Origin of the sequence: Streptomyces chiangmaiensis (assembly GCF_036281785.1) — a bacterium.
GTDB classification, from domain to species: domain Bacteria; phylum Actinomycetota; class Actinomycetes; order Streptomycetales; family Streptomycetaceae; genus Streptomyces; species Streptomyces chiangmaiensis.
The window spans coordinates 28,664-46,594 of record NZ_JAYWVC010000021.1; the positions used below are offsets into that span (position 1 = coordinate 28,664).

At 71.4% G+C, this 17,931-nt stretch carries 19 protein-coding genes and 1 pseudogene; 7 read left to right on the forward strand and 13 right to left on the reverse strand.

What is annotated here, in order from left to right; all coding sequences use genetic code 11:
* Positions 1 to 2 precede the first annotated feature (2 nt).
* The gene (lnt, locus tag VXC91_RS09775; protein WP_329506654.1) at positions 3 to 1,577 is read left to right on the forward strand and encodes an apolipoprotein N-acyltransferase; all 1,575 of its coding nucleotides are present in this window, start codon (positions 3 to 5) and stop codon (positions 1,575 to 1,577) included.
* Here lnt and VXC91_RS09780 read toward each other — a convergent pair.
* Together VXC91_RS09780 and VXC91_RS09785 are read right to left on the reverse strand one after the other, a co-directional pair.
* Positions 1,495 to 2,406, reverse strand: coding sequence for a Gfo/Idh/MocA family protein (locus VXC91_RS09780; RefSeq protein ID WP_329506655.1), 912 nt, complete (start codon positions 2,404 to 2,406; stop codon positions 1,495 to 1,497). The two genes, lnt and VXC91_RS09780, sit on opposite strands and share 83 nt — an antisense overlap.
* Positions 2,378 to 3,601, reverse strand: a complete 1,224-nt coding sequence (locus VXC91_RS09785) for an FAD-dependent monooxygenase (RefSeq protein ID WP_329506657.1) — start codon at positions 3,599 to 3,601, stop codon at positions 2,378 to 2,380. The genes VXC91_RS09780 and VXC91_RS09785 overlap by 29 nt, the downstream gene beginning before the upstream one ends.
* 94 nt (positions 3,602 to 3,695) lie before the next feature.
* Between VXC91_RS09785 and VXC91_RS09790 the strand changes: the two genes are divergently transcribed.
* Positions 3,696 to 4,307: a TetR/AcrR family transcriptional regulator gene (locus VXC91_RS09790; protein WP_329506659.1), complete on the forward strand. Its 612-nt coding sequence runs from the start codon at positions 3,696 to 3,698 to the stop codon at positions 4,305 to 4,307.
* A 115-nt stretch (positions 4,308 to 4,422) separates the two neighbouring features.
* The gene (locus VXC91_RS09795) at positions 4,423 to 4,875 is read left to right on the forward strand and encodes a hypothetical protein (RefSeq protein WP_329506661.1); all 453 of its coding nucleotides are present in this window, start codon (positions 4,423 to 4,425) and stop codon (positions 4,873 to 4,875) included.
* Positions 4,876 to 5,010: 135 nt separating this feature from the next.
* On the opposite strand, the gene VXC91_RS09800 is transcribed toward VXC91_RS09795, so the two are convergent.
* The 8 genes and pseudogenes from VXC91_RS09800 to VXC91_RS09835 all read right to left on the reverse strand — a co-directional run bounded on the left by VXC91_RS09800 (position 5,011) and on the right by VXC91_RS09835 (position 11,622).
* Positions 5,011 to 5,568: a hypothetical protein gene (locus VXC91_RS09800; protein ID WP_329506663.1), complete on the reverse strand. Its 558-nt coding sequence runs from the start codon at positions 5,566 to 5,568 to the stop codon at positions 5,011 to 5,013.
* A gap of 156 nt (positions 5,569 to 5,724) precedes the next feature.
* Positions 5,725 to 6,408, reverse strand: a complete 684-nt coding sequence (gene ung, locus VXC91_RS09805) for a uracil-DNA glycosylase (RefSeq protein WP_329506665.1) — start codon at positions 6,406 to 6,408, stop codon at positions 5,725 to 5,727.
* An 85-nt stretch (positions 6,409 to 6,493) separates the two neighbouring features.
* A pseudogene (locus VXC91_RS09810) lies at positions 6,494 to 6,751 on the reverse strand (ABC transporter substrate-binding protein); the annotation flags it as partial.
* Positions 6,752 to 6,792: 41 nt separating this feature from the next.
* On the reverse strand, positions 6,793 to 7,554 hold the full coding sequence (locus VXC91_RS09815; protein WP_329506667.1) for an SDR family oxidoreductase: 762 nt from the start codon (positions 7,552 to 7,554) through the stop codon (positions 6,793 to 6,795).
* Positions 7,555 to 7,574: 20 nt separating this feature from the next.
* A complete protein-coding gene (gene fabG / locus VXC91_RS09820; protein WP_329506668.1) occupies positions 7,575 to 8,336 on the reverse strand; it encodes a 3-oxoacyl-ACP reductase FabG in 762 nt (253 codons plus the stop codon).
* Positions 8,337 to 8,496: 160 nt separating this feature from the next.
* Positions 8,497 to 8,880 carry a DUF3037 domain-containing protein gene (locus tag VXC91_RS09825; RefSeq protein ID WP_329506669.1) on the reverse strand — a complete coding sequence of 128 codons (384 nt, stop codon included), beginning with the start codon at positions 8,878 to 8,880 and terminating at the stop codon, positions 8,497 to 8,499.
* Complete coding sequence (locus VXC91_RS09830; protein ID WP_329506671.1) at positions 8,877 to 9,653, reverse strand: HipA family kinase; 777 nt, start codon at positions 9,651 to 9,653, stop codon at positions 8,877 to 8,879. Before VXC91_RS09830 ends, VXC91_RS09825 begins: the two co-directional genes overlap by 4 nt.
* Before the next feature lie 133 nt (positions 9,654 to 9,786).
* Positions 9,787 to 11,622, reverse strand: a complete 1,836-nt coding sequence (locus VXC91_RS09835; RefSeq protein ID WP_408057358.1) for a serine hydrolase — start codon at positions 11,620 to 11,622, stop codon at positions 9,787 to 9,789.
* Positions 11,623 to 12,384: 762 nt separating this feature from the next.
* Here VXC91_RS09835 and VXC91_RS09840 point away from each other — a divergent pair.
* The gene (locus tag VXC91_RS09840) at positions 12,385 to 12,873 is read left to right on the forward strand and encodes a Rieske (2Fe-2S) protein (RefSeq protein ID WP_329506673.1); all 489 of its coding nucleotides are present in this window, start codon (positions 12,385 to 12,387) and stop codon (positions 12,871 to 12,873) included.
* On the opposite strand, the gene VXC91_RS09845 is transcribed toward VXC91_RS09840, so the two are convergent.
* Positions 12,860 to 13,537, reverse strand: coding sequence for a cysteine hydrolase (locus VXC91_RS09845; protein ID WP_329506674.1), 678 nt, complete (start codon positions 13,535 to 13,537; stop codon positions 12,860 to 12,862). The two genes, VXC91_RS09840 and VXC91_RS09845, sit on opposite strands and share 14 nt — an antisense overlap.
* 162 nt (positions 13,538 to 13,699) lie before the next feature.
* Between VXC91_RS09845 and VXC91_RS09850 the strand changes: the two genes are divergently transcribed.
* Positions 13,700 to 14,167 (forward strand): pyridoxamine 5'-phosphate oxidase family protein, encoded by a 468-nt coding sequence (locus tag VXC91_RS09850; RefSeq protein ID WP_329506675.1) that lies wholly within the window; start codon positions 13,700 to 13,702, stop codon positions 14,165 to 14,167.
* A gap of 49 nt (positions 14,168 to 14,216) precedes the next feature.
* On the opposite strand, the gene VXC91_RS09855 is transcribed toward VXC91_RS09850, so the two are convergent.
* Together VXC91_RS09855 and VXC91_RS09860 are read right to left on the reverse strand one after the other, a co-directional pair.
* On the reverse strand, positions 14,217 to 15,125 hold the full coding sequence (locus tag VXC91_RS09855) for a LysR family transcriptional regulator (protein ID WP_329506676.1): 909 nt from the start codon (positions 15,123 to 15,125) through the stop codon (positions 14,217 to 14,219).
* Between the two features lie 98 nt (positions 15,126 to 15,223).
* Positions 15,224 to 16,552: an aminotransferase class I/II-fold pyridoxal phosphate-dependent enzyme gene (locus VXC91_RS09860; protein WP_329506677.1), complete on the reverse strand. Its 1,329-nt coding sequence runs from the start codon at positions 16,550 to 16,552 to the stop codon at positions 15,224 to 15,226.
* A gap of 37 nt (positions 16,553 to 16,589) precedes the next feature.
* Between VXC91_RS09860 and VXC91_RS09865 the strand changes: the two genes are divergently transcribed.
* Together VXC91_RS09865 and VXC91_RS09870 are read left to right on the forward strand one after the other, a co-directional pair.
* Positions 16,590 to 17,276 (forward strand): pyridoxamine 5'-phosphate oxidase family protein, encoded by a 687-nt coding sequence (locus VXC91_RS09865; protein WP_329506678.1) that lies wholly within the window; start codon positions 16,590 to 16,592, stop codon positions 17,274 to 17,276.
* Positions 17,276 to 17,908 (forward strand): FMN-binding negative transcriptional regulator, encoded by a 633-nt coding sequence (locus VXC91_RS09870; RefSeq protein ID WP_329506679.1) that lies wholly within the window; start codon positions 17,276 to 17,278, stop codon positions 17,906 to 17,908. The genes VXC91_RS09865 and VXC91_RS09870 overlap by 1 nt, the downstream gene beginning before the upstream one ends.
* Positions 17,909 to 17,931 lie beyond the last annotated feature (23 nt).

The window sequence follows — 17,931 nt, forward strand, 5'->3', positions numbered from 1 at the left end:
GCATGAGGATGTCCAGCGACTGGCTCACCTCCCGCTTCAGGCGCGGTGCCGCCGCCGCGCTCGCGGGTGCCCTGCCCGTGTTCGCCTTTCCGGCGCCCTCCTGGTGGTGGTTCGCGTATGTCTGCCTGGTCCCCTGGATCCTGCTGATCCGAACGGCGCCGACCGGAAAGCGCGCCCTGTACGACGGCTGGCTCGGCGGCTTCGGCTTCATGGTGGCCGTCCACCATTGGCTCTTCCCGAGCCTGACCGTGTTCACGTTCGTCATTGCCGCGCTGCTCGGCGTGCTGTGGGGCCCCTGGGGCTGGCTGGTGCGGCGTTTTCTGGCCGGGATGCCCACGCCGGGGCGGCTCGGCGCCGCCCTCGTCGTGCTGCCGTCCGGCTGGCTGCTGGTCGAGCTCGTACGCTCCTGGCAAGGGCTCGGCGGCCCCTGGGGCCTGCTCGGCTCGAGCCAGTGGCAAGTGCAGCCCGCGCTGCAGCTCGCCTCGATCGGCGGAGTGTGGCTGCTGAGCTTCCTGGTGGTGGCCGTCAACGTCGCTCTCGCCGTGCTGGTGTCGGTGCGTGCGTCGCGCGTCCCCGCCGTGGCCGGTCTGGTGGCCACGGCCGTCGTGACATCGGCCGCATGGGTCTGGTCGCCACGCCCGGACCTCGACGGGCGGGTACGGATCGCGGTCGTCCAGCCGGGGATCGTCAGCGGCGCGGACAGTGGCATGAGACGCTTCGACCGGGAGGAGCAGCTGACCCGCGCGCTCGCCGGGCGACACCTGGACCTGGTCGTCTGGGGCGAGAGCAGCGTCGGGTTCGACCTCGCGCAGCGGCCCGATCTCACGGACCGGATCGCGGCGCTGTCCCGGCTGGTGAACGCCGAGATCCTGGTCAATGTCGACGCCCGCCGCTCGGACCATCCGGGCATATACAAGAGTTCGGTCCCGGTCGGCCCGAACGGCCCGACCGGCCAGCGCTACGACAAGATGCGGCTCGTCCCGTTCGGCGAGTACATACCGGCACGGTCGGTGCTCGGCTGGGCCACTTCGGTCGGCAGGGCGGCCCCCGAGGACCGCAGGCGCGGCACCGAGCAGGTGGTCATGAACGTCGGGCACGGGTTGCGGGTCGGCCCGATGGTCTGCTTCGAGTCCGCGTTCCCGGACATGAGCCGTCATCTCGCCGAGGACGGCGCGGAGGTGCTGCTCGCCCAGTCGTCGACCTCGACGTTCCAGCACAGCTGGGCTCCGCAGCAGCACGCCTCGCTGGCCGCGCTGCGGGCCGCGGAGACCGGCCGCCCGATGGTGCACGCCACACTGACCGGCGTCTCCGCCGTCTACGGTCCGAGCGGCGAGCGCGTCGGCTCCTGGCTGGGGACCGACCGGAGCGCGTCAGCGGTGTACGACGTCCCGCTCGCCCAGGGCGTCACCCCCTACGTCCGGTTCGGCGACTGGCCGCTCCATGGGGCCCTGCTGGTTCTCGCCGGGCTGTGCGCGGTCGAGGGTGTCCGTGCGCTCAGAGTGCGACGGGGGGCTCCTGCACCGCAGCCACCACCCGCTCGCACAGTTCATGAGTCGCCAGTGCGTCACGGGCACTGAGCACCTTGCCCGCGCGGACGGCGTCGAGGAAGGCCAGTGTGGCCTGCTCGATGCCGCGCTGCCGGGCCACCGGCACCCAGTCCCCGCGCCGCCGCACGGTCGGCTGGCCCTTGTGGTCGACGATCTCCGCAAGGTTGAGCACCTGCCGCTTGGAGTCCTGGCCGGAGACCTCCAGGATCTCCTCCGTCGAGCCGCTCAGCCGGTTCATCACGCCGAGCGCGGTGAACCCGTCGCCGGCCAGCTGTAGCACCACATGGTGCAGCAGGCCGTCCTCGACCCGGGCGCGAACCGTCACGTCGTCGACCGGGCCCGGCGCAAGAAACCGAAGGGTGTCCACGACGTGGATGAAGTCGTCGAGGATCATCGTGCGCGGTTCCTCGGGGAGCCCGACGCGGTTCTTCTGCATCAGGATCAGCTCGCGCGGATGCTCGGCGCACTGCACGTACCCGGGTGCGTAGCGCCGGTTGAAGCCCAGGGCGAGGCTGACGTTCCGCTCCTCCGCGAGCCGCACCAGCCGCTCGGAGTCGGCGAGTTCGTAGGCGAGCGGCTTGTCGACGTATGTCGGCACTCCCGCTTCCAGCAGCCGCGCGACGATCTCGGCGTGGGTGCTGGTGGGCGCGTGCACGAACGCCGCGTCGAGGTCCTGGGCGAGCAGCGCGTCAAGGCCCACGTGCCGCTGTTCCCGAGGCAGGTGCAGACCGTCGGCGACGCGGTGCAGCGTCGCCGGGGTCCGGGTCTGAAGGTGGAGTTCGAGCCCCGGCTGCAGCCCGAGCACCGGCAGATACGCCTTCTGCGCGATGTCACCGAGTCCGATGCAGCCGACCTTCACGGGGCGCCTCCTGGGGGTTGCGGACCGGTGCCTTGCCGGAAGCATACGGCTGCTGCGGCGGCCGCCAGTCGGCGATGTCCCCGAAGCCGCGCAGCAGGAGCCCGGGAGCGACCCGGGACAGCGCGGCGATCGCGGCGTTGCGGACGGCGATGCCCGATCGGCTGCGCGTCAGACCCACGCCGGCGGCCCTGATGGCCTTGCGGGCGACCGCCGTCGTACGAGGCAGCCGGGCCGCGGTGTAGGCGGCGAGGTCGTCGCCGTGGTGGGCGAGCACGATCGCGTCCTCGATGGCCTGGTTGCCCCCCTGGCCGAGCTGTGGCGGCATGCCGTGCGCGGCGTCCCCGATCAGGACGACCCGGCCGGAGTGGAACGCGGGCAGCGGCTCGGCGAGGTGATGCACATCGTGCCGCAGGACCTGTTCGGGGCCGACCGCGGCGAGGAGGGCGGGGATCGGGTCGTGCCAGTCCCCGAACCGGCGCACGAGTTCGGCCCGCTCGTCGTCCGGCGCACGCCGGCCCGCGGGCGACACGGCCGCGGCATACGCGTACACCCTGCCGTCCTTGAGCGGCTGTGTTCCCCAGAAGCGGCCCGGGCCCCATGTCTCATGGGGTGCGAACTCCACGCCGGGCAGGTCCAGCACGACACGCCAGGTGGTGAATCCGGTGTAGACGGGCCCGGGGTGCTCCGGGAACAGCGCACGGCGTACGGCCGAGTGGATGCCGTCGGCGGCCACCACCAGGTCGGCCTCCAGCCCGCCGTCGGCGGTGGCGACGCGGGCCGGGCGAGCTGTGTCTCCCGGGTCGACGAGGCTCGCGGCGGATGCCGTACGGATGGTCCCGGCCGGCAGCTGAGCCGCCAGGCTGTGCACGAGCGTGGCGCGGTGCAGCAGGACGATCGGTCCGCCGAGACGCTCCGCCGCATCGGCCGCGTCGACGCGTGAGACCCAGCGTCCGGCCGGTGTGCGCAGCCCGCCGTTGCCCTGCCAGGCGGCGAGCTCGCGCAGCTCGTCGCCGAGCCCGATGACGTCCAGGGCACGCAGGGCGTTGGGAGCCAGCGAGATGCCGGAGCCCACCGGATCCAGCGAGCCGGCCCGCTCCAGGACGGTGACCTGCCGACCGGCTCGGTGCAAGGCGGCCGCCGCGGTCAGACCCCCGACACCGCCTCCTATGACGACGACCCGCGACGACGGTGCCATGGCCCCTCCTCATACCGAACGGCGGTCACTACATCTGTAGTGAGATGATGCACGACTCTACTACAGCCGTAGTGCCACAGATAGGTTGACGTCCATGTCCGCACGCACCACGGGTGCCTCCCGCACCGACCTCATCGCCGACACGGCGCTCGTCCTGCTTGCCGAGCGCGGCATGCGCGGGCTGACACACCGGGCGGTCGACGAGGGGGCGGGGTTGCCCCAGGGCTCGACCTCCAACCTGGCACGGACCCGTCTGGCGCTCCTGGAACTGGCGCTCCGACGGCTCGCCGACCGGGAGGCGCGGGTGCTCGCGCCGCACGAGATGCCCGGTCCGGCGAGCGGGCTCGACCAGGTGGTCGACGCGCTGGCCCTCGCCACCCACCGTGCCCTGACCCACAACCGCGCACTGACCCTCGCCCGCTACGAGCTGGCCTTGGAGGCCACGCGCCGGCCGGAGCTGCGCCGGCACTTCGACGCGGCCGGCGCCCGCTTCCGTGACCGGCTCACCGCCCTCGTGACGGCCATGGGTTCCACAGACCCGGACCGCCACGCGCTGTCGCTCGTGGCCTGGCTGGACGGGCTGATGTTCTCGTGCGTGGCCGGGTCCTTCACCGCCGACGTCCCCAGCCTGGACGAGGTGCGCATCGGCCTGCGGGAACTGCTCGACGGGATGCTGGGGAGCCGACGGGCGACGCGGAACGGCTGACCTACGTCAGCCGCGACGGGTGCGGGACCTCCGTAGGGGGCCGGACATCACCCGTGCGGGGCATCTTGCGCCTGTCAGCTCCCCAAAGCGGCCACGACCTTGCAGAGTTGCGCGGGTGCATCGAACGACGACGACCGCCGCGCTCCTGGTCACCGTGGCCGTCTCGGCCCTCTCCGGCTGTGTGACCGTCCAGCGACCGCCGGCTCCCGACCCGCCGCCCGCACCCTCGCGCCCTTCGGCACCGCGCCCCGACGGCAGCACCGAGCCCCGAGTCGTCCAGGCTCCGGCACGGGAGGCACTGGAGATGGTCCAGCCCTCCGAGCCGCCCTCGCCGTTCCACACCACCCCGAGCAGCGCGCCCCCTCCGCACCCGGGCGCGGCTCCGTCCCGGCCGCCTGCTGACCCGCAGCCGCGGCGGACCGGCCCGCGGACGCACGTACAACTGCCGCCGGCCGTCTCGGAGGACCTCCCCCGGAACGCGGACGTGTGCGCGCTCGGCCGAAGATACGGACGGTGGCGAGCGGACAGCCCCGAGGCGAAGATCTGCGGGAGCACCTACGGGCGCTGAGCCCGAGGCCCACGTCGAGGCGACGAACTCCAGCCCGGCGAACGGACTCAGGTCGAGCCGCTGCCGCTTGTCGAACCGAAGGCCGCGGGGGCCGGTCGCGGGGCCCTCGTGCCGGTTACGGCCGGCCCGGCCTCCTCAAGGACACCGTCTCTGGGGCCCCAGTGTGTCCCCGCCCGAGCCGTCCGGGGGGCCGGGCTCCGGTGTGCCGCCGCTCGGCCACTGCTCGGTGAGCCGCCGCTCCAAGCGGGCGATCGCCACCCTGATGCCTTCGCCGTAAGGGTCGTCGTCCAAGGCGCCGACGGCACCACGCGCCCGGCCCAGATGGACCCGGGCGGCCTCGCACCGGCCGAGCTTCTCATAGTCGGCGGCCAGATTCAGATGCAGCGAGGGGTAGAACGCACGTACCGCGAGCGCCCCGTCGTGGCCCGCGAGACGCTCGTCGGTGAGCTCTTCGGCGGCAGACAGCGCTCTCAGGTCCCAAGCGAGCTCGTCCGCCGGGTCGTCCTGCGTGTCCGCCATGTAGTGCGCCAGAGTGCAGCGGTGCAGCGGGTCGCCGTCCTCACCGATCTCGGCCCACAGACGCAGAAAACGGTCCCGGGCCTCTTCACGGTCGCCACCGTGGTGCAGCATGACGCCCTGCCCGATCCGGGTCATGACGGCGTCCGGCGCCGCCTGCTCCTGTCGCTTCGCCACGGCTTCCTCCGCGCTCGTCGCCCTCCCCCACCCACGACGCTAACCGCCGCCACCGGCAATCGCGGTCAGGCGGCTCCGTACGGGCACTGGGCCAGGACGGTGACGAGAGGGGAAACGGCGGGCGGGGCCGGATCCGGCACGGCCCCGCCCCGGGCCTCATCCCAGATTCGGGACGGTCCACTCGATCGGCTCGTGTCCCTGCCGGGCCACCGCCTCATTGATCTGCGTGAACGGACGCGAGCCGAAGAACTTCTTCGCGGACAGCGGCGAGGGGTGCGCGCCCTTGACGACGACATGCCGGGCCTCGTCGATCAGCGGCAGCTTCTTCTGCGCGTAGTTGCCCCACAGCACGAACACAGCCGGGTCGGGCCGGCCTGCGACGGCGCGGATCACCGCGTCGGTGAACTTCTCCCAGCCCCTGCCCTTGTGCGAGTTCGCCTCGCCCGCGCGCACCGTGAGCACCGCGTTCAGCAGCAGGACGCCCTGCTCGGCCCACGGCATCAGATAGCCGTTGTCGGGGATCGGCGTGCCGAGCTCCGCCTGCATCTCCTTGTAGATGTTCCGCAAGGACGGCGGGATCTTCACGCCGGGCCGCACGGAGAAGCACAGGCCGTGTCCCTGACCCTCGCCGTGGTACGGGTCCTGGCCGAGGACGAGGACCTTCACCTTGTCGTACGGCGTGGCGTCGAGGGCGGCGAAGACCTCCTCACGCGGAGGGTAGACGGGACCCTTGGCACGCTCCTCCTCGACGAACTCCACGAGCTCCTTGAAGTAGGGCTGCTGCAGTTCGTCGCTCAGAACGCCCCGCCAGGACTCCGGCAGCATGGCGATGTCGGTCACGTCAACTTCCTCCGATGTGCGGTCACTTCCAGGTCCCCGAACCTACAGGCCACCACTGACAACGGACTCCGGGACCCGGCATGGGCTACCAGCTCGTCCTGCGATGCAGCTCCCACATCATCATGATCGTCGACGGGTCCAGCGCCCGCTCCCCGCCGGAGATGTCCTCGCTCGCCGCGACGAACTGCTTGCCCTGCCACAGGGGCAGCAGCCTGGCGTCGTTCACCAAAATCTGCTGGGCCTGCTCGAACTCCTTCACCACCTTGGCCCGCGACTCCGGCAGCAGCACCCCGGTGATCTGCGATTGCGGGTAGGGCGTGCCGAGGGCGTTCTGGTTGCCCACGCGGTGCCCCGCGCCCTTCACGGGCGCGGGACCCGTTCATCTCATCCGACCCCGGCGTTCAGGAAGATGCCGCCGTCGACGACGAGCGTCTGTCCGGTGATCCAGTCGGACTGGTCCGAGGTGAGGAACGCTGCCGCGCCGCCGATGTCCGAGGGCACACCGAGCCGGCCGAGCGGATAGGCCGCGGCGGCCTCCGCCTCCCGGCCCTCGTACAAAGCCTGGGCGAACCTCGTCTTCACGACGGCCGGCGCGATGGCGTTGACGCGCACCAGGGGTGCGAACTCGTGCGCGAGCTGGACGGTCAGGTTGATCATGGCGGCCTTGCTGATGCCGTACGCGCCGATGAACGGCGAGGCGGAGAGCCCGGCCACCGAGGCGATGTTGACGATCGCGCCGCCGTTCTCCCGCTGCCAGGCATGCCAGGTGCGCTGGGCGAAGCCGAGCGCCGAGACCACATTCGTCTCGAACACCTTGCGCGCCACGTTCAGGTCGAGGTCGGCGATCGGGCCGAACACCGGATTGGTACCGGCGTTGTTGACCAGGAAGTCGACCCGGCCGAGGACCTCCATGGTGCGTTCCACGGCGAGGGCCTGGTGGTTCTCGTCGTGCGCCTTGCCTGCGACACCGATGACGCGGTCGGCACCGAGCTTCTCGACGGCCTCCTTGAGGGCGTCCTCGTTGCGTCCGGTGATGCAGACCCGGTCGCCGCGGGCGACGAACGCCTCGGCGACGCCGTAGCCGATGCCACGGCTGGCGCCTGTGACAAGGGCGACCTTGCCGGAGAGTTCGGGCAGTTCAGTCATGTGTCCGTCCTCCTGTGGCCCTAGTCGAGCGGTCCGCCGGCGACGTACAGCACCTGGCCCGAGACGAAGCCGGCCGCCTCGCCCGTGAAGAAGGCGATCGTGTTGGCGATGTCGTCGGGTTCACCGACGCGCTGAACGGGGATCTGGGTGGCGGCCGCGGCCTTAAAGTCCTCGAAGCCCATGCCGACGCGCTCGGCGGTCACCTTGGTCATCTCGGTGGCGATGAAGCCGGGGGCGACGGCGTTGGCGGTGATGCCGAACTTGCCGAGCTCCTTGGCCAGCGTCTTGGTGAAGCCCTGCAGACCGGCCTTGGCAGCGGAGTAGTTCACCTGGCCGCGGTTGCCGAGCGCCGAGGACGAGGAGAGGTTGACGATACGTCCGAAGCCCGCGTCGACCATGTGCTTCTGCACCGCGCGCGACATCAGGAAGGCGCCCCGCAGGTGGACGTTCATGACGGTGTCCCAGTCCGAGACACTCATCTTGAACAGCAGGTTGTCACGGAGCACACCCGCGTTGTTGACGAGGATCGTCGGCGCGCCCAGCTCCTCGGCGATGCGCGCGACAGCCGCCTCGACCTGCGCCTCGTCCGAGACGTCGCAGCCGACGGCGATGGCCCTGCCACCGGCGGAGGTGATCTTCTCCACGGTGTCCTTGCATGCCGCTTCGTCGAGGTCGATCACGGCGACGGCACGGCCCTCGGCGGCCAGTCGTACGGCGGTGGCGGCGCCGATACCGCGCGCACCGCCGGTGACGACGGCGACCCGCTGCTCAGTGGTGGACATTGCTGCTTCTCCTCGCCCTTGGAAAGCCTGGAACACCTTGGAAAGTCTGCGGCTCCCACGGCACGCCCACCAGGTGAGCGACCGCTTAGTACCTTCAGCAGACGTGACGCTAGAAGCCCTGGCACCCGGTGTCAACGGCCCACCCGGCGCATGTGATCCATTACCTCACCAGAAGGTCCAGCAATCGCTCCGCCTCGGCCGCCGGATCGGCGGTCAGCCCGGTGTGGACCGGCCCGGGCTGGACGACCGTCGAGCGGGGCGCGATCAGCCAGCGAAAACGCCGCCCCGCGTCGTCGGGCGCCGCCTGTCCGGCCGCCGCCCCACCGGCGCACACGCTTTCCACGGCGCTGAGCGCGGCCCGTACACCGGGCACGTCCGCACCGGGGTCCAGCGCCAGCAGTTTCCCCTCGTCCAGGTGCGTCCGCGCGGCGACGAAGGACTTGGCGCGGCAGTACACCAGTACGCCCGCGTTGATGCACTCGCCCCGTTCCACCCGCGGCACGACCCGCAGCAGCGCGTACTCGAAGACGTCCCGCTCGCTCACTTGCCGTCCCCCCGGTGGGCATCGAGGCCCTGAATGCGTTCGTGGACGTCACCGGCGCGGGCCAGCAGAGGCCGTGCGTACGCCCGGCGCAGCGCGTCCGGATGGCTGAAGCCGGGCTCGCCGGTCAGCCACTCGTCCGGGATCTCGGCGGTCACCTCGGCCACCAGGTCCTCGGTGACCAGCGGTGCGAGCGCGGCGGCGGCGCCCGCCACGTCCGGTGCGAAGGAGGCCAGGGCGTGGTCGGAGGCGTCGTAGGGCCTCGCGGCGGAGGTGTCGGCGCCAGGCCAGTTGTGGTGCCAGATCATCGTGGCACCGTGGTCGATGAGCCACAGGTCACCGTGCCACATCAGCAGGTTGGGGTTGCGCCAGGAGCGGTCCACGTTGTTGACCAGCGCGTCGAACCAGACGATTCGGCCGGCCTCCTCGGAGCCGACGGCGAAGGCGAGCGGGTCGAAGCCGATGGCGCGGCTGAGAAAGTCCATGCCGAGGTTGCGTCCCCCGCTCGCCTTGAGCAGTTCCTGCACCTCAGGGTCGGGCTCGCCGAGGCCCAGCACCGGGTCGAGGCCGATGGTCACAAGGCCGGGCACCCGCAGGCCCAGCCGCCGGGCGAGCTCACCGCAGACGACCTCGGCGACGAGCGTCTTGCGGCCCTGTCCGGCGCCGCTGAACTTCATGACGTACGTCCCGAGGTCGTCGGCCTCGACGAGCCCCGGCAGCGAACCGCCCTCACGCAAAGGGGTGATGTAGCGGGTCGCTGTCACTTCCTTGAGCATTTCCCCAGGCTATCGGGTCGCCTGGGCCGCCGAACGGGGGAGCGGCCCCTCCCGGGCCCGGGAGGGGCCCACGCACAGCCGCGCAGGTGGTGCGTGGGCGGCGGTACCCGACCGGGTCCGGTCGGGTACCGCCTCAGTCCCGCTCCCGTGTCCAGCCCACCGCATGGACCCGGGACTTGTCACCGGGACGGACGTCCGAATACAGCACTGCGGGCCCGGACAGCACCTTCAGCGCCCCGACGTACACGCCGCGCCCCGCATAGAGCCTGTCCGTGGTGTACCGCCAGCGCACGAGCAGGGACGGACCGGCGGGGAGCGCGGCGTCGAGCGTGTGCCACACGCGGCCGTTGTAGCCGGACACGGCACCGTCGTCGTGGGCCACGGGCCCGGCGCCGCCCGGCGCCCGGGTGGTGAACGGCAGCGGCTGCCAGGTCGCGCCGCCGTCGGAGGACGTCTCGGCGTGCAACGCGTCGAAGCCCGGCTCGGTGTCCCACCACAGATCGCACGCGAGCCGTGCCCCGGCAGAGGTGTTCAGCGCGGGCAGGGTCAGCGTGGCGGTGCTCGCGCTCGCCATGCCGCCGAACCACGCCTCGTCCCCGTGGGCGGGGCGCACCGGAACCGCCCTCGCGAACCGGTCTCCGGCGGCCACCCGAGGCGCCGAACCCGACCGCCAGGCGCGCACCGGATGAACGGAATTGCCCATGATGACGAGGAACGAGTCCGTCGTGGGGTCCAGGACGATGCTGGTACCGGTGAAGCCCGTGTGCCCCCCGGTGCGCGGGGTGGCCATCGCCCCCATGTACCAGTGCTGGTAGAGCTCGAAGCCGAGGCCGTGGTCGTCGCCGGGGAAGGCGGTGTTGAAGTCGGAGAACATCAACTCCACCGATTCCTTGCGCAGGATGCGCACGCCGCCGTACACACCGCCGTTGAGCAGGGTCCGTGCGAGGACGGCCATGTCCCAGGCCCGCGAGAAGACTCCCGCGTGCCCGGCGACACCGTCGAAGGCGTACGCGTTCTCGTCGTGCACCTCACCCCACACGAGACCCCGGTCCAGCCCCGACCAGGGCAGCCGGGCGACCTCGGTGGCCGCGATGCGCGGCTGCCAGGAGGCGGGCGGGTTGTAGCGGGTCGCGGTCATACCCAGCGGCCCGGTGATCCCCTCCGCGACCAGCCGGTCGAGCGGCTTGCCGGTGACCCGCTCGAGGACCTGCTGCAGGGAGATCATGCTGAGGTCGGAGTACAGGTAGACGGTCCCCGGCTTGTTGATCGGCTTCTCGTCCCACAGGGCTTGCAGCATCTCCTGCCGGGTGCCGAGCTTGTAGAAGTCGATGTCGGCCTGGAGCCCCGATGTGTGGGTGAGCAGCTGCCGGATGGTGATGTCCTGTTTCCCACCGCCCGCGAACTCCGGCACGTACCGCGCGGCGGGCGCCTCCAGTTCGATACGGCCGCGCTCGATGAGCTGCACGGCGACGAGGGAGGTGAACAGCTTCGACAGCGAGGCCAGGTCGTACACCGTGTCGGGTGTCGCGTCGATCTGCTGGTCGGGCGGGAACTCGATGCCGGTGTCGGTGGCGGGGTCGTAGTCCCGGTACCGCACGGCCTTGCCCACGGCTCTGTCCAGGGCGACCGTTCCTCCACGCCCGGCGAGCACGACGGCGCTGGACCAGTAGGGATGCCTGGGTGACGGCCCCAGGTACCGCTCGGCGACGGCAGTGACCTCGTCCACATGCTCCGGCAACAGTCCGGCCTGCGTGGCGGAACCGCGCCGCAGAGTCGTTCCGCGGACCGCAGCCGGTCCCGGCTGCACGGTCGTCGCGCGGCCTGCGTCGTCCGCCGCCGCGGACCCGCTCCCCAGGGGCGCGACCACCAGCGCCCCGCCGAGGGTCAGCACTCCCGCCCCGAACCGGCGTCGGCTGAGCGGACCCCGACCGGGCCCGCCGGGCTCTCCGGGTCGTTCCACCTGCTCCATCGGACCTCCGAAAGAAGTTTTCATGCCGGCCCTTGCGGTCTGAAACTTTCCTTCCAGAACTCATGTTCTGTCAATCCCCGTGCGTCACAGACGAATTGTCCGCAGCATCGAGCTCGAATGGTCCAACCGCCCTCCACAGTCCGGGCCGACCTCCGCATTTCAGTTCTCCTATCGAGATGTCGTCCACATAGTTGTCCAGCGATGACACAGTCATCACTGCCCACCCGGGCAATGAAGCGCCGGCGTTCATGACGAAGTGCCCGCGTTCATAAGGTCGGGTACAAGACCATCGGCACCAACGGTCGGCATCTGGAGGAGTTCCAGCACCCCGTCGACCTGGAAGGACCGCGCGCCGGACATGGGCGACTGGCGTCCATGAGGCCGACCGAGGTGGCCGACATGCGCGCCCGGTGCCCCTCGCCGGCGGGCACCTGTCCCCCTGCCAGGCTTCTTCTCGCTGCGTGACATTCAGCTCTCCGACCTGGTGCGCGACGCGCCTGGCCCACCGGCGGTGGTGTCGGACACCGAGGCGGCCACCCTGATCGCCGGACCCGGCGACCAGGACTTCCGGCTCACCCCGCTTGATGCGGTGACCAGCCCCGATTCCCAGGCTCCCCGTCCCCCTGACAGCGGAACGACGGCCGTGCCTCACTCCCGCCCGATCTCGAAGCGGTCAAGATCTCGACAGCAGCTGAACGGTCATTGTCCGAAGGCCGTACCACCGTCCGAAGGTACGAAAGATCCGTGGAAGGGAACGTCAGCATGACCAGCGAAGCGCTTCAGCCCAGCACAGCGCCCGGCCGCCGCACCGTCATGGCCGCGGTCGGCGCGACGGGGCTCGCCGCAGCGCTCACCGCGTGCGGGAGCTCCGGCGACAGCTCGGCCTCGAGTACGACGCAGGGCGACAGCACCGCGAACAGCAGCACCACGGGCGGGGGCGAGAACGCCGCAGTCGGCTCCGACGGCACCGTGCTCGCGAAGACCGCCGACATCCCCGAGGGTGGCGGCAAGGTGTTCGCCGACCAGGGTGTGGTGGTGACCCAGCCGTCGGCGGGCACGTTCAAGGCGTTCTCCTCCAAGTGCACCCACCAGGGCTGCGCGGTGAAGGACATCGCGAACGGCGTGATCGTCTGCCCGTGTCACGACAGCCACTTCTCCGCGACCGACGGCAGCGTGCAGAAGGGGCCGGCGACCCGGCCGCTGACCGCCGCGCACATCACCGTGTCCGGGGACGAGATCAAGCTCTCGTGACACCCCCGTCCTGTCCGGCCCGCGACATTCGGCGCCGGGACCCGAGGCATGCCAGCACCTCGTCCGTGGTCGCGACCGTGGCGACCAACGCGAGGGTGTTGCGGACCATCGCGGGGGTGTAGTCGGAGGGCACCCCCGCGATGGCGTCCGCGGGCACGACGGCCGCATAGCCGCGATTGACGGCGTCGAAGACGGCGTTGGGGATCGCCACGTTGGCCGAGACACCGGTGACGATCACGGTGCGGCAGCCCAGGTTACGCAGCAGGGAGTCGACCTCCGTGCCCTCGATGGGCGACAGGCCGTGCAGCCGGCGGACGACGAAGTCCTGCTCCCGCACCTCGATGGGCGCTGCGACGCGCACGGCCGTGGTGCCGGAGACCTGCTGTACCGGGAGGCGTTCGGCCGCACGGAAGAGGCGCGCGTTGCGGTTCGCGCCCCGGCCGTCCGGGCGGCGTTCGGCGATCGCGTGGATCACCTGTGTCCCGCCCTCGTGCGCGGCGGCGACCAGCCGGGCCACGTTGACCAGCGCGCCCGAGGAGCGTGCCGCCCTGGCGAGTTCGGGCAACGCGCTGTCCGGGCCCACCACGCCCTCCTGGCACTCCACGGTGAGCAGCACGGTGGTCCTGGGGTCGAGGATCTGGCTGAGCGGTTCGTGCGACGGCATGGCTCCCCCTGTCGTCGACGGTCGGGACCGGCGAGAGTAGCGATCGCCGCGTGAGGACGGAAGAAGCACCATTGCGGGCGGGCGAAGCTCGTCGCATTCTTTTCTGACGTGATGTCAGAGGATCTCTCTGGCACGACGTGGGAGAAGAAGGAGGGGGACCGCATGTCCGACACACAGCGCCGGGGCCGGAAGATCATGATGACACCCGGTGAGCTGGACGGATTCCTCACCACCCAGCGGACCTGCCGGGTGGCGACCGTGTCGGCCGACGGCGCCCCGCACGTGAGCGCCCTGTGGTTTGCCTGGGACGGCACCTCGCTGTGGCTGTACTCCGTGGTACGCAGCAAGCGCTGGGCCGATCTGCGCCGCGACCCGCGGATCGCCGTCGTGGTCGACACGGGGGAGGAGTACGAGCAGCTCAGGGGAGCCGAGCTGTCCGGCGTCGCGGAGTTCGTGGGCGAGATCCCCCGCACCGGGGAGCTGTGCGCCGAGCTGGACGGGCCGGAGAACCTGTTCGCGCGCAAGAACTTCGGCATCGAGGACGTGCCGTACGACGGCCGCCACGCCTGGATCCGGCTGACGCCGCTGAAGGTCGTCTCCTGGGATTTCCGCAAGCTGGGCCTGGGGTAGCCGTACCGCGCGGGCCTTCGTGGCCGCTACCCGGACCAGCCGAGGCCGCTCACCCGGCCGACACGGCCTGCCCCGCCACCCGCAGCGCCTCCACCGCAGCCCGGATCGACGGGCGGCGGTCGGCGTCGGCCCGCCACACCGCGTAGACGTGCCGCCGCACCCGTTGCCGCACCGGCACGGTCACGATCCCGGCAGGCATCGGATAGCGCCCGAGCAGCGGCGCGATGCACACGCCGAGCCCGGCGGCGACCAGCCCGAGCTGTGTGTGCGTCTCGGCGGCGCGATGGCCGATGCACGGCTCGACGCCCTTGGAGCGCAGGGTGAACATCAGCCACTCGTGACAGAACTCGCCCTCGCCCCAGGTGATCCACTCGTCGTCGGCGAAATCTTCGAGATCCACCTCGGTCCGGTCCGCGAGCCGGTGCCCCACGGGCATCGCCACGTCCGCGGGGTCGTGGAGGATCGCCGCCTTCACCAGCCCCTCGGGCACCGGCATCGGCTTGTTGTACCAGTCGAGGACGACGGCGAGGTCGAGATCGCCGCGGACCACGCCGGCGACTCCTGCCTCGGGCTCGAGCTCGCACGAACGCAGGCGCAACGCGGGATGACCGGCCCGCAGCGCGGCCAGCACGGTCGGGAACAGTCCGCGCGCGGCGGTCGGGAAAGCGGACAGGCGCAATTCGCCGGCCACCTGCCCGCGCTGCGCCTCCAGATCGGCCTCGGCGAGTTCGACCTGGGAGAGGATGCGCGCCGCGTAATCGGCGAGCAGCCGGCCGGCGTCCGTGAGCCGCACCCCTCGCCCGTTCTTGGCCAGGAGCTGTTGCCCCACCTCCCGCTCGAGCTTGGCCATCTGCTGGGAGACGGCCGAGGTGGTCACGTGCAGGCCCTCGGCCGCGCCACTGACCGATCCGTGCCGGGCGAGGGCGTCGAGGGTACGCAGGCGCTCGAGGTTCAACATGTAAGCGATGCTACGAGATATACCTGCCGAAATGTCGACCGTGCTACGAGATCCTGTGCGTCATGCCTCCGGGAGAGGGCTCCGGCGCCGGGCCCGGACTACACGTAGCTCCGGACGGGGGCGGGGCCCAGAGCGGAGGTGATGGCCTCCGCCAGCTGTCCGGCCTCGTCCGTGGTCATCGCCGAGACGGTGATCCTGATGCCGGGCGGCGCGCTCATCCGGAACCGGGCGCCCGGGGCGACGGCCCAGCCCGCGAGCAACAACCGCGCGACCACGCCCGTCTCGTCCGGCACGGGAATCCACACGTTCATGCCACTGCGCCCGTGGGCCACGACACCGCGCTCCGCCAGCGCGTCGATCAGTGCGTCACGCCGCCCGCCGTACGCCGCCGCCACTCGCGGGTCCAGCGAACGGTCGGCCCACAGCCGCGCCACGGCCCGCTGCACGAGCAGACTGACCCAACCGGGCCCCAGCCGCTGCCGCCCCCTGACCCGGTCGAGGGTGACGCCGTCCCCGGTGAGCACGGCCAGGCGGAGATCGGGCCCGTACGCCTTGGCGACCGAGCGCACGAACGCCCAGTGCCGGGTGACCCCGCCGAGGGGGTGGAGAGGGACGTCGACGATCCCGTGACCGTGGTCGTCCTCGATGAGCAGGGTCCGCGGATACTCGCGCAGCACGGACCTCAGGGCACGGGCCCGCGTCGCGCTCACCGCGGCACCGGTCGGGTTCTGCGCCCGGTCCGTGACGATGAGGGCACGCGCGCCCGCCTCCAGGACGCCGCGCACGTCGTCGGGGAGCGGCCCCTCGTCGTCGACGCCGACCGGCACCGTGCGCAGCCCCAGCGCCGGAACGAGGTCGAGGGTCCTGCCCCATCCGGGGTCCTCGACGGCGACGGTGTCCCCGGGCTTGAGATGGGCCGCGAGCACGCGCTCGACGCCGTCGAGCGACCCGGAGACGACGGCCAGCGGCCCGTCCGGCACACCGTCGGCGTCCAGGTCCGACCGGGCGATGCGCGCGAGCTCCGGTGCGACGGCGACATCGCCGTAGAGGACCGGCTCCCGGTCACCCTGCGCCGCGGCCGCCGCGAAAGCCGGGGCCAGCGGCGGCAACAGCGCCGGATCCGGATTGCCACTGGACACATCGCGCACACCCGCGGGCACGTCCACACGAAGGTGGTCCCGCCCCGTCGTGGCGGGCGCGGGCCGCACCCGGCTCCCCCGGCGCCCGGCAGTCTCGATCACTCCCCGCTCGCGCAGGATGCGATACGCGGCCGCGACGGTGTTGGGGTTCACCCCCAGCTCGACCGCCACCTCACGCAGCGGCGGCAGAACCCGGCCCGGCTCCAGCTCCCCCGCACCCACCGCACGCTCGACGCTGGCCGCGATCTCGGCTGCGCGCCGCCCTTGGATCCGATATCCTCCTAGCACAAAGCATATTTTGCACTAGTGCAATAGGGGAGCGCAAATGCACGAGACCCACGAGCCGACGTCGTCGCGCGCCACCGCCTATGCACCCACCGATCGCACCGTCCCCACGCGCTCCGCGAACCGGGCGTCGTACGACAAGGAGCTGGTGCACGCGATACTCGACGAGGGCTACGTGTGCCACCTCGGCTTCGTGCGCGACGGCGCACCGGTGGTGCTGCCCACGCTGTACGGCCGCATCGGCGAATGTCTCTACGTGCACGGCTCGACGGGCTCGCGGCCCTTGCGGATGACGGGCGAGGCCGACCCGGGGCTGGCCGTGTGCCTGACCGTGACACACGTCGACGGCCTGGTGCTGGCGCGCTCGGCCTTCCACCACTCGATCAACTACCGGTCCGTGGTGGTGCACGGCATCGCCCACGAGGTCGACGACCCCGAGGAGAAGCGGATCGCCCTGGATGCGCTGGTCGACCACGTGCTGCCCGGCCGCTCGCAGGACTCGCGGCCCGCCAACAAGAAGGAACTGGCCGCCACCGCCGTGATCCGCCTCGACCTGGACGAGGTCTCCGCCAAGGTACGCACCGGCGGCATCACCGATGAGCCCGAGGACCTCGCGCTCCCCCACTGGGCCGGTGTGGTCCCGGTCCGCGCCGAGTACGGCGCCCCGGTTCCCGACCCCGGCCTGGCGCCCGGCACCGGCCTTCCCGACTACCTGGCGGTGCTGTGATGCTGATCCACCCCTGGGACGCACCGCAGGACGACACCGAGTGGCAGCGTTGGCTCGTCGGCCGCGACTTCGGACAGCTCGCCGTGAACGGTCCGCCGGGCGAACCCCCGTACGTCCAGCCGCTGCATTTCACGTACGACGCCGGCCTCGGTGAGGCGGTGAGCCATCTGGCGCGTCCGAACCCGCTGTGGCCCGCCCTGCAGGCGAACCCGGAGGTGCTGCTGAGCGTGGTCGACGACTATGTGTTCGTGCCCGGCCCCTGGCAGGCGCCACCGGACGGCCCGTCCGAGCACGGTGTGCCCACGAGCTTCTACGCCGCGGTCCAACTGCGCTGCACTGCCAGCGCCGTGGACGACCCCGCCGAGAAGGCGGATCTGCTGAACCGCCAGATGCGCCACTTCCAGCCGGACGGCGGATCGGCCCGGGCGGCTGTGGGTGAGGCGCCCTACGGCCGCATGCTGTCCGGCATCCGCGGTCTGCGGCTCGAAGTGACGCGTGTCCGGGCGAAGTTCAAGTACGCCGGCCGGAAGAGCGAAGAGATCCAGGACCGCATCGCAGCCCGGCTGGCGATGCGGAACGGTCCGCGCGACCAGGTCGCGCGTGAGCATCTGCTGCGCAGGCGCGGGGAGTGAGGCGGGGTGCGGGATCCGGCACC

What these genes read in the sequence shown, in the direction of transcription:
- VXC91_RS09790 (WP_329506659.1), top strand. Translation starts at nt 3,696, where the DNA reads ATGTCCGCACGCACCACGGGTGCCTCCCGCACCGACCTCATCGCCGAC.
- fabG (WP_329506668.1), bottom strand. Translation starts at nt 8,336, where the DNA reads ATGTCCACCACTGAGCAGCGGGTCGCCGTCGTCACCGGCGGTGCGCGC.
- VXC91_RS09835 (WP_408057358.1), bottom strand. Translation starts at nt 11,622, where the DNA reads ATGGAGCAGGTGGAACGACCCGGAGAGCCCGGCGGGCCCGGTCGGGGT.
- VXC91_RS09870 (WP_329506679.1), top strand. Translation starts at nt 17,276, where the DNA reads ATGCTGATCCACCCCTGGGACGCACCGCAGGACGACACCGAGTGGCAG.
- VXC91_RS09840 (WP_329506673.1), top strand. Translation starts at nt 12,385, where the DNA reads ATGACCAGCGAAGCGCTTCAGCCCAGCACAGCGCCCGGCCGCCGCACC.
- VXC91_RS09830 (WP_329506671.1), bottom strand. Translation starts at nt 9,653, where the DNA reads ATGCTCAAGGAAGTGACAGCGACCCGCTACATCACCCCTTTGCGTGAG.
- VXC91_RS09845 (WP_329506674.1), bottom strand. Translation starts at nt 13,537, where the DNA reads ATGCCGTCGCACGAACCGCTCAGCCAGATCCTCGACCCCAGGACCACC.
- VXC91_RS09785 (WP_329506657.1), bottom strand. Translation starts at nt 3,601, where the DNA reads ATGGCACCGTCGTCGCGGGTCGTCGTCATAGGAGGCGGTGTCGGGGGT.
- VXC91_RS09855 (WP_329506676.1), bottom strand. Translation starts at nt 15,125, where the DNA reads ATGTTGAACCTCGAGCGCCTGCGTACCCTCGACGCCCTCGCCCGGCAC.
- VXC91_RS09850 (WP_329506675.1), top strand. Translation starts at nt 13,700, where the DNA reads ATGTCCGACACACAGCGCCGGGGCCGGAAGATCATGATGACACCCGGT.
- lnt (WP_329506654.1), top strand. Translation starts at nt 3, where the DNA reads ATGAGGATGTCCAGCGACTGGCTCACCTCCCGCTTCAGGCGCGGTGCC.
- VXC91_RS09865 (WP_329506678.1), top strand. Translation starts at nt 16,590, where the DNA reads ATGCACGAGACCCACGAGCCGACGTCGTCGCGCGCCACCGCCTATGCA.
- VXC91_RS09815 (WP_329506667.1), bottom strand. Translation starts at nt 7,554, where the DNA reads ATGACTGAACTGCCCGAACTCTCCGGCAAGGTCGCCCTTGTCACAGGC.